The sequence below is a fragment of the Streptomyces sp. NPDC055078 genome (assembly GCF_053607985.1).
Map to the genome: position 1 here is coordinate 1 of NZ_JBSGUP010000338.1, position 8761 is coordinate 8761.

The window sequence follows — 8761 nt, forward strand, 5'->3', positions numbered from 1 at the left end:
GACCATCGGCGTCGGAGGCGACGATCTCCGTGCCGTTGACGACGAAGGCGATCTCGTCGCCGTCGGGCGACCAGGCCGGCTGTGACTCATCGGCGGCGGTCATGCCCGGCCAGGGGCGGACCGCCCGGGTACGGAGATCCAGTACATGGATGTCGAACTGCCCGCCGAGGTCCGTGCTGAACGCGATCTCGCGCCGGTCGGGCGAGACACTCGGCTCGCGATGGTCGCAGAGCTCCGTCGTCAGCTGTTCAAAGCGGGTGCCGTCCGTCCGGACGCGGCAGAGCTGGAAGAAGCCCGATATGTATGCCTGGACCACCAGTGTGTCGTCGTCGATCCACCGGGGGAGGAACAGGTCGACACGGGTGCCCACACGCCGTGCGCGACCTCCTCGGCGCGGGATGATCCACAGGCACCCCTGCGCGTCGGTGGCGATCCAGCGGCCGTTCGGCGATACGGAGACGCTGATGTTGGTTCCCTCGCGGGCCGTCACCTGGCCGTCGACCGCCTCGGACCACTCGGCCGGTTCCGGACGGGAATGATCGGCAGCGGCTGGAGTGCCGGCGAGCAGGACGCCGGCTCCGCCGGCGATGCCGGTGCCGAGCAGCGTCCGGCGGGTCGTTCGAGGCCCGTTGTCGAGTGGGTCCTGGCCCTGATCCTCGGCCATGATTCTCCTCTGGTACTTGGTCGATGGGTGTGCCTCTCGGAACCCGCCGCGGGGGCTCCGGGGAGTCGGCCGACGGCCGTGCCCGTCCGGGCAGGGGCGTCGAGGTGCCGTTGTCGGGCACGGCCACCCGCGTTCGGGAGCGGCGCCCTCGCCCGCCCCGGATCCGGTACGGAGGCCGGGGCCCGGTGTCCCGGCTAGGACTCGGCCGGCAGGAAGCCGGTGGCCCGCCAGTGCACGACCTTGCGTTCGACGAGGTCGACCAGGATGTACACCGCGAACGCGATCAGCGAGAGCAGGATGATGAGCGCGAACACCCGGTCCAGGGCGAAGCCGACACTCGCTGTCTTCACCAGGACGCCCAGCCCCTCACCGCCGCCCATGAACTCGGCCACGATGGCTCCGATGACGGCGAGTACGGCGCCGCTCTTCAGTCCCGCGAAGACGAAAGGCAGGGCGGTCGGCCACTTCAGCTTTGTGAACCGCTGCCAGCGCGAGGCCCGGTTCATCATGAAGAGCTTGTCCTGGTCCTCGTCCACGCCGGCCAGCCCTGCCGCCGTGTCGACCATGATCGGGAAGAAGGCGATCGTCGCGGCCATGACCACCTTGGGTGTGAGACCGAATCCGAACCACGCCACGAACACGGGTGCCAGGGCCACTTTGGGCGCCGCGTAGAGCGCGACCATGAGGGGCTGGAGGACCTTGCGGCCGAGGACCGTCTCGGCGATGGCGACGCCCAGAATGATTCCGACCGCGGCGGCGATCGCGAGACCGAGCACGATCTCCTGGAGGGTGATGAGGAAGTTGTCCCACACCACACCACCGGTCGTCAGGCTGACGGCCACGTCCCCCATGGCCGCCGCGGTGTCGGCGGGTGTGGGCATCACGTACTCGGACACCCAGCCGAATGAGACCGCGAGCTGCCAGACGCCGATGAGTACGGACAGGGCGACCGTCATCAGTACGGGCGTCGGCACGCGTTCGAGGAAGGTCTTCCTGCGGAGGAGTCCGGACGAGGGTTTCACGGGCTTCCGGTTCCGGGCGTCTGCCGGTGCCGATGTCGACTGTGCCATCACTGCTCCTCGGACTTCGTGATCGCCTGGTGTCCGGCTTTCAGGAGATCCCGCGCGGATCTGACGTACGCCTGGAACTCCGCTGTCGTCACGATCTCCGGGGTACGGTCCGCAGGCAGGCCGACCTCGACCACGCCCTCGATGCGACCAGGGCGGGCGCTCATGACAACGACCTTGTCGGCCAGGAAGACGGCCTCGCTGATGCTGTGGGTGACGAACAGGGACGTACTCCCGAGGCGCGTCGTGATCCGCAGCAGCTCGGAGTTCATATGCTCCCGGGTGAACTCGTCGAGTGCTCCGAAGGGCTCGTCGAGCAGCAGCAGCTGCGGGTCCTGGATGAGCATCCGGCAGATCGCCGCCCGCTGCTGCATTCCGCCCGAGAGTTCATTGGGCAGCCGGTCCCCGAAGCCGTCGAGGCCGACCAGGGAGAGCAGCTCGTCGGCGCGTTCTCTGCACTGGCGGGCCCCGCGCCTGCCCAGTGACAGCTCGACCGGCAGCAGGATGTTCTCCCGGACCGTCCGCCAGGGCAGCAGAACTGCCTTCTGGAACATCATGGCCACGTTCTCGGGCACTCCGCTGATGGGTTCGCCCTGGAGCTCGACGACTCCGGACGTGACGGGGAGCAGGCCGGCGGCGATGTTCAGCAGAGTCGTCTTCCCGCACCCCGAGGGTCCCAGCAGGGCAACGAAGTCGCCCCGCTGGACATCGAGCGAGACGGGGCCCAGCGCGTGGACCGTCTCCCCCTTGCTGGTGAAGGTCCTGACGACATCCTTCACGGCCACCGCCGGCTCCGTCACCGACGAGACCTCTCTCGTGCCGCTGTCCACCATGCTCATCTGGTTGTTCCTCCGTTTCGCACGGGTCTTCACCGATTCCAAGCGTCGACACGGGAGTTGTCGACATCCGCCTTGGCCGCACCTCGGCCGACGATCTTCAGATCGATGAGGGCCTTGCGGTACTTCGCCCACCCCTTCTCGTCGATGTGGCCGAAGCGACCCCCGGACGACGGGGCGGGCTTCGCGAGCTCGGCCACCCGGTCGACGATGATGCGGGCGAACTTGCGGTCGCTGGCCTCCTCCGGCATCAGCTTCGCGCACAGGTTCACCACCTCGTCACGGTGGGCCAGTCCGTACTGGGTGGCCCGCGCGATGGCCCGCCCCATTCCGTCGACGGCCTTGGTGTTCTTGTCGACCCAGGCGCCCGCTCCCACCAGGAATCCGCCGGTCACCTGCGGGTAATCCGCGTCGTCGAGACGGCGCAGCTCGACGCCTCCGGCCTTGATGACCTCCTCGTCGAAGAAGGATGCGGAGTACGTCTTGACGACGTTCTTCTGCAGGGCCGTGGCGGCGGCGCTGCCTTCACCGACGGCGAACTGCTGGTAGTCGGTGTCGACGGTCAGATCGGCACCGATCTTGAGCAGTGAACTCGCGTAGGTGACGTCTCCGCCGCCGGGGGTGCTGATACCCACCTTCGTGTCGGCGACGTCCTTGAGCGTCTTGATGCCCGAGTCCGCCCGTGTCACCAGCGAGAACGCCTGTGCCGTGTACACGGAGTAGAAGCCCTTGAGATCCGCGCCGCTGTCGACCGCGGTCAGATAGTTGTCCGCGGCACTCAGCGCGAGCGCCGCCTTCCCGGAGAGTGCCGCCTGAACGGCTGCCCCGGAGCCGTCCAGCCCCTCGAACTTCGGCGCGACGCCCTCCTCCTCGTAGTAACCCTTCTCAGCGGCGACGTACAGCGGCCACCAGGCGGTACAGCTCTCGAACGGCATCGCCACGGTGAAGGCGGTGTTTCCCCGGGAGTCCTTGCCGGTGGCGCCGCCGCCGCAGGCCGTGAGGACAAGCGCAAGAACTACCATGCCTGCTGATATCGATCGTTTCATCAGATGTCCTCCATGAGGCATTTCATGCCGCAGTAATTTCGTGGTGAGAGGTCCGGCTCTGACTGCCTGGGGGCGGAGGTCCGCGAGCGGGTGGGGGTGCCGAGGTCGGCGGTGGTCCTGGTGCCAGGCTGCTTCGAAGTAGGAGTCTTAGTTCTAAGGTATTAATCGTCAAGGGTCTGCGCAAGAAATCGTCAGGAACCGGGCGTGCGATGTGTGCTCGCGGTCCGGAGCCGCTTGCGGTGTGCGGAAGAGTGGGTGCGGTGGTGCGGGTCGCCATCGAGGTGGTGCGCGTGGGGCGGGGTTCGGTCGGCGGCTGTGGCGCCGGCCGCGTGGCGGCTCGGGGCGTCCGGATGTGGCTCCGGCCTGTCCCGCCCCGCCCGAGTCGGCAGGGCATGGGTCCGGGCGTGCCTCCGGTCGCCCTGCTCGGCGTCCCCGCCGGCCTGTCCCGTCCCGCCGAATCCGTACAAGGTGCTTGTCAGGGGCCGGAACGCCTGATTGTCTTAGTGGTAAGATAAGCCGGAGGAGGGATGCCGGATGGGTGGTGTGCAGGTTGGACCACGATCGGTCGCCCCGGTGTCGGCCTCCACGGCCGAGGCGCCGCGCGAGCTGCGGGTCCAGCGTGTCGAGTGGCTCGCGGAGGATGTCCTTTCCGTGACCCTTCGGGATCCCGCCGGTGTCCCGCTCGAAGGGTGGACACCGGGCAGCCACCTCAGTGTCCACCTGCCGAACGGGCTGTCCCGCGACTACTCGCTGTGCGGTGATCCCGACCGTGGCGGCGAGTGGACGATCGCCGTACTGCGGGACCGCGCCTCCCGGGGCGGCAGCCGGTGGATCCACGAGCAGCTCCGGGTGGGTCTCCCGCTCACCGTCACGGGCCCGCGCAACAACTTCCCGCTCCACTCCTCCGCCGAGTATCTGCTGATCGCCGGCGGTATCGGGATCACCCCGATCCTGTCGATGGCCCGGGAGCTGAGCCGTACGGGGCAGGCGCTCCACGTCCTGTACTGCGGACGCGCACGCCGGTCCATGGCCTTCGTCCCCGAACTGCGGCAGCTGTGCGGCGACCGGCTCGTCCTCCATGTCGACGACGAGGCCGGCCGTCCCGTGGACCTCGGATCCGTACTGGCGGAGAGGCCGGGGGCGGACGTCTACTGCTGCGGTCCCGAGGCCCTGATCGAGGCGGTCGTGCAGCACGCCGGAGAGGGGCGGGAGGTCCGGTTCGAGCGCTTCCGGGGCCGTACGGCCGACGTGGCCGGAAGTGCCGGTGACCCGCCGTTCGACGTGGTGTGCGGGCGTACCGGACGGCGAGTAACCGTGGAAACGGGCACTTCCGTGCTCGACGCTCTCGCGGCAGCCGGAGTCCCGGTTCCTTCCTCGTGCCGGGAAGGAGTGTGCGGGACCTGCGAGACCGAGGTGCTGTCCGGAGTGCCCGACCATCGGGACCTGCTGCTCACGGAGGCCGAACGCGAGGACGGGGCCACCATGATGATCTGCGTCTCCCGCAGCAGGACACCCGAGCTGACACTCGACATCTGACCGGTGCCCGCGATGCGCGGACTCTCACGGGGGAGTACCGGTTCCCGGGCAGATTCCGCGTTCCTTTTGACAGACAACCACAGGGACCCGATATGGAACTGAGAAATGTAGCTGTTCAGAGCAGGTCACGAGAGACCACCAGCTATGAACATGCCTTGGCCGACGTCCTGGAGGGGATCTACGGTCAGGGAATCCACGACCTTCCCGGCATCGTCAGAGAGCTGAACACGTCCGGTGTGCGGCCCGCTCACGGCGAGGACTGGGACGAGAGAAGCTTCCGCGACGAACTGGCCCGCCTGGGCGAGAAGGAGACGAACGGCCGTGTCTGACCGCACCGTGCGCACCTGGACCCCCGACGACCTCTTCGCCCTCGGGCTGCGCGATCGCTGGTACGGGCTCTGTCCCTCCTCGCAGATCGCGCCGGGCGAGCTGGTGAGGATCGACAGGGCAGGTGAACAGCTCCTGCTGTGGCGTGACAGCAAGGGCGAGATCCACGTGCAGGAGGACCGGTGCCCCCACCGGGCCGCCCGGCTGTCGATCGGTGTCCACATGGGCGACCGGGTCGCCTGTAACTACCACGGAGTACAGGTCGATGCCCAGGGCGTGGTCGTCTCGGTGCCGGGGAGTCCTGGGTGCGCGCTCGAAGGCCAGCGGGCGGTGCGCACCTTCGAGGCCGTGGAGTACGGCGGCGCGGTGTTCGCCTGGTTCGGCCTCGACGAGTCCGCGCCGCCCAAGCCGTTCAGCGCCCCGCTGCCGATCGCGGGGGGCGAGTGGGAGGCGTTCCTGTGCTACGTCGAATGGGACTGCTCGTATCTCGTCTCCCTCGACAATCTGCTGGACCCCATGCACGGCGCGTTCCTGCACCGGAACACTCATGCGATGTCCCAGGGGAAGAAGGAAGCGGCCTTCCAGATCCGCGACACCGAGACGGGCTTCTTCTTCGAGAAGACGGACCAGCGGAACGTGAACTTCGACTGGGTCGAATGGGTGGACACCGGCTACCCGCATGCCTTGCTCGACATTCCCTATCCGCCGACCGCCGGTCCCGGCGGGCCGTTCGCGATCGTCGCCTCGCTTACGCCGATGTCATCCACGCAGCACGCGGGATTCTTCTGGCGGTGTCGTCGTGTGGAGGGGTGGGAGCGGGACAGCTGGCGGTTCCTGTACAAGCACCGCTTGGAGGCCCGGCACTGGCATGTGCTCGGCCAGGACCGCGAGATGGCCGAGACGATGCCGCTGGACGCGACGGACCGCGAGAACCTCTACCAGCACGACATCGCGCTGGTCCGGATGCGCCGCATGATCAAGTCCGAGGCGCGCAGGCAGGCCAAGCAGCTCGGCTCGGCCAAGGCCGTCCAGCCCGCGGTGGCCGGGGCCACTTCGGCATGAGCGGCCAAGGGCACGCGCACGCCCACGGTCCCGCCAACCGCGGCAGGCGCCACCACGGGACCTCCGCGCCGTTGTTCGTACGAGAGGCGCGCACGCTGCCCCGCACGGCGGTGATCGTGTGCCATGACGAGTTCGGGCTGACGGCCGGGATCGAGCAGTTGTGCCGGGCGATCGCCGCTGGGGGCCACTTGGCGATCGCCCCGTACTTCTACTACGACACCGGTGGGCGCGAGTTCCATCCTCGGTCCCCCGCGGACGCGGAACGGGCCTGGACGCGTCTGACGGCGGACGAGCTCCGGGAGGACGTCACGGGCGCGATCCGCCACGCCCTTCGCTGCTACGACATCCCGGCCCGGCACCTCGCCCTCATCGGGGTCGGTGTGGCGGCAACCGTCGCGGACCGGGTCGCCGCCGACACGGGGGCGCGGTCCCTGCCGCAGCCCGATCCGGACGGCGACCAGTCGTGCGACCGTGCTGTCGAGCTTCTTGACCGTGGGCTCTGTGGTCTGCGCCCGGTCGAGTAACCGTCCCGGGCTCGGGCCGGTCTCCCGAGAGTCGACACAACGTTTCGCCCCGCCCGGTCGAGTGCTTTCCGCGCGCCCGGGAAGCTGTCCGGGGCCGCTCAACCATGGAGGAGCCATCATGAACCGCTGTCCCGTCGTGGCACCGGCGCCCGGCAGGCCCAGGAAGGAGTGTCAGTGATGGAGGAGAGAGCACAGCCCGAGCGGCGCTTCCGATCCGTCGGCGCACCGCCGTCGGAACCGCCCCCGCCTCCCGAGGCGGCACGTGACCACGCCGAACTGCTCGATGCGCTGCGTGCCCGTGACGGCCGGCCGGTCGTGCTGCTGCGCGGGGGATGTGTTCTCAGCCAGGACCCGGAGGTCGGAGACTTCGCCCCAGGCGATGTGCTGATCAGAGATGGAAGGATCGCCGAGGTCTCCGCCTCGGTACGAGAGCCGGCCGACGCCCTGGTCATCGACGCCACCGACTTCATCGTCCTCCCCGGGTTCGTGGACGCGCATGTCCACGCCTGGGAGGGTCAGCTGCGCGGCACCGCACCGGTCCTCGACTTCCCCGCGTACATGAACTACACACGCGGCGGATACATGCCGCACTACTCCGCGCACGACGTCTACGTGGGAACACTGGCGACGGCGCTCGTGGCGCTGGACGCCGGGATCACCACCATGATCGACAACGCGTACAACAACCCGTCGCCGGGGCACGCGGACGCGGCGGTCGAGGCCGTGTGGGACTCCGGTATCCGGGCGGTCCATGCGTCGGGCTCCCCGACCGACGGCCGGGGAGACCTGAACTGGCCACGGGATGTGCTGCGGCTCCGGGACACCTACTTCTCGTCGGAGGACCAGCGCATCACCCTGCGTCTCTACGCCACGGCACCAGACGTCGACCTGTGGAGGTTCGCTCGCGAGCACGAGTTGTGGATCTCGACCGAGATGGGCAGTCACGTGGCGGAGGTGGACGACGTCCTGCGCCGGATGCGTGACGACGGACTGCTGACCCATCGGCACGCGTTCAACCACTGCTACAACCTCAGTGCCGGTTCCTGGTCCCTCATCGCGGACGCCGGGGTGGCCGTCAACCTCTGTCCCAGGTCCGACGCTGCTTTCGGGCTCGGGACCGGGTTCGCGGAGGTCGACGCCGCGCTATCGGCCGGGGTGCGCCCCGGGCTCAGCGGCGACAACGAACTGAGCTACGGCCTCAGCATGTTCACCGAGATGCAGATCCTGCTCAGCGGCCATCGCGGCCGTACGTTCGAGAGAGCCGGAGCGGGCGCGCCCCCCGACTCGCTCAGGCATCTGGCACCCGAGGAGGCACTGGAGTTCGCCACGATGGGAGGAGCGCGCAACGCCGGACTGGACTCGCGTGTCGGGTCACTGACGCCGGGCAAGGAAGCGGACGTGATCCTGGTGCGGACGACGGATCTGAACACCGCTCCGGCTTCCAACGCCGTCGCCACGATCACCTCGTTCGCCCACGCGGGCAATGTCGACACCGTCTTCGTCGGCGGTGAACTGCGGAAGTTCCGCGGACAGCTCGTGGGGCACGACACGGCCGGCGTCCGCGCCGCGGCCGAGGCGTCCCGTGACCGGCTCATGGCCGCCCAAGGGTTGATTTCCGACCCGCTGGCGCCCCAGGGCGCTTCACCGCTGGGCACCTGACGTCACTGCCGGGCATGCGTACCGGGTCCCGTCGTCGGCC

Annotated in this window: 9 protein-coding genes; 5 read left to right on the plus strand and 4 right to left on the minus strand. The window is 68.7% G+C overall.

Annotation, left to right across the window (positions count from 1 at the left end):
- The 4 genes from ACWF94_RS25080 to ACWF94_RS25095 form a co-directional block, all read right to left on the minus strand.
- A partial coding sequence (locus ACWF94_RS25080; protein WP_453492642.1) for a TolB family protein occupies nucleotides 1-664 on the minus strand: 664 nt, incomplete at its 3' end.
- Between the two features lie 194 nt (nucleotides 665-858).
- A complete protein-coding gene (locus tag ACWF94_RS25085) occupies nucleotides 859-1734 on the minus strand; it encodes an ABC transporter permease (RefSeq protein ID WP_453492645.1) in 876 nt (291 codons plus the stop codon).
- Entirely contained in the window at nucleotides 1734-2570 is an 837-nt protein-coding gene (locus tag ACWF94_RS25090; protein WP_453492648.1) for an ABC transporter ATP-binding protein, read from the minus strand. The genes ACWF94_RS25085 and ACWF94_RS25090 overlap by 1 nt, the downstream gene beginning before the upstream one ends.
- A gap of 29 nt (nucleotides 2571-2599) precedes the next feature.
- The gene (locus ACWF94_RS25095; RefSeq protein ID WP_453492652.1) at nucleotides 2600-3589 is read right to left on the minus strand and encodes an ABC transporter substrate-binding protein; all 990 of its coding nucleotides are present in this window, start codon (nucleotides 3587-3589) and stop codon (nucleotides 2600-2602) included.
- A gap of 597 nt (nucleotides 3590-4186) precedes the next feature.
- On the opposite strand from ACWF94_RS25095, the gene ACWF94_RS25100 reads away from it, so the two are divergent.
- The 5 genes from ACWF94_RS25100 (at nucleotide 4187) to ACWF94_RS25120 (ending at nucleotide 8721) form a co-directional block, all read left to right on the plus strand.
- The gene (locus ACWF94_RS25100; protein WP_453492655.1) at nucleotides 4187-5149 is read left to right on the plus strand and encodes a PDR/VanB family oxidoreductase; all 963 of its coding nucleotides are present in this window, start codon (nucleotides 4187-4189) and stop codon (nucleotides 5147-5149) included.
- A 92-nt stretch (nucleotides 5150-5241) separates the two neighbouring features.
- Complete coding sequence (locus ACWF94_RS25105) at nucleotides 5242-5478, plus strand: recombinase-like helix-turn-helix domain-containing protein (RefSeq protein WP_453492658.1); 237 nt, start codon at nucleotides 5242-5244, stop codon at nucleotides 5476-5478.
- Nucleotides 5471-6538 (plus strand): Rieske 2Fe-2S domain-containing protein, encoded by a 1068-nt coding sequence (locus ACWF94_RS25110; RefSeq protein ID WP_453492661.1) that lies wholly within the window; start codon nucleotides 5471-5473, stop codon nucleotides 6536-6538. The genes ACWF94_RS25105 and ACWF94_RS25110 overlap by 8 nt, the downstream gene beginning before the upstream one ends.
- Nucleotides 6535-7062, plus strand: a complete 528-nt coding sequence (locus ACWF94_RS25115; protein WP_453492664.1) for a dienelactone hydrolase family protein — start codon at nucleotides 6535-6537, stop codon at nucleotides 7060-7062. The genes ACWF94_RS25110 and ACWF94_RS25115 overlap by 4 nt, the downstream gene beginning before the upstream one ends.
- A gap of 177 nt (nucleotides 7063-7239) precedes the next feature.
- Nucleotides 7240-8721 (plus strand): amidohydrolase family protein, encoded by a 1482-nt coding sequence (locus tag ACWF94_RS25120; protein ID WP_453492667.1) that lies wholly within the window; start codon nucleotides 7240-7242, stop codon nucleotides 8719-8721.
- Nucleotides 8722-8761 lie beyond the last annotated feature (40 nt).

What these genes read in the sequence shown, in the direction of transcription:
- ACWF94_RS25085 (WP_453492645.1), bottom strand. Translation starts at nt 1,734, where the DNA reads ATGGCACAGTCGACATCGGCACCGGCAGACGCCCGGAACCGGAAGCCC.
- ACWF94_RS25090 (WP_453492648.1), bottom strand. Translation starts at nt 2,570, where the DNA reads ATGAGCATGGTGGACAGCGGCACGAGAGAGGTCTCGTCGGTGACGGAG.
- ACWF94_RS25095 (WP_453492652.1), bottom strand. Translation starts at nt 3,589, where the DNA reads ATGGTAGTTCTTGCGCTTGTCCTCACGGCCTGCGGCGGCGGCGCCACC.
- ACWF94_RS25105 (WP_453492658.1), top strand. Translation starts at nt 5,242, where the DNA reads ATGGAACTGAGAAATGTAGCTGTTCAGAGCAGGTCACGAGAGACCACC.
- ACWF94_RS25115 (WP_453492664.1), top strand. Translation starts at nt 6,535, where the DNA reads ATGAGCGGCCAAGGGCACGCGCACGCCCACGGTCCCGCCAACCGCGGC.
- ACWF94_RS25120 (WP_453492667.1), top strand. Translation starts at nt 7,240, where the DNA reads ATGGAGGAGAGAGCACAGCCCGAGCGGCGCTTCCGATCCGTCGGCGCA.